1 pseudogene is annotated in these 287 nt (G+C 63.1%); it reads right to left on the reverse strand.

Annotated features, from left to right (window positions below):
- Positions 1-29: 29 nt before the first annotated feature.
- Positions 30-287: pseudogene (locus P0G09_RS20565) on the reverse strand (HD domain-containing protein); the annotation flags it as partial.

Raw genomic sequence — 287 nt, forward strand, 5'->3', positions numbered from 1 at the left:
ATGGTGGCACCCTCGATGCCGCTCTCCTACAGCCGCAGCTCGATGACACCGGACACTCTGGCAAGGAACTCCTCCACTGCACGCTCGCTCAGCATCTTGCTGATCTCCTCGTAGCCCACAGGGTCAAGGTAGTGCAGGCTGCGGTCCTCCAGCTCCTCCTTGACGTTCAGGATGCCCTGACGGTTGGCGATGGGGGCATAGACCTCCATCGTCTCACGGGCCTTGTCGCGGCGCTTCTGCTCAGGCCAGGCATCGCCGGTGCGCATATTGTGGAGCCGGTCGCAGAG

The organism is Faecalibacterium sp. DFI.5.82, assembly GCF_029076575.1.
GTDB classification, from domain to species: domain Bacteria; phylum Bacillota; class Clostridia; order Oscillospirales; family Ruminococcaceae; genus Faecalibacterium; species Faecalibacterium duncaniae.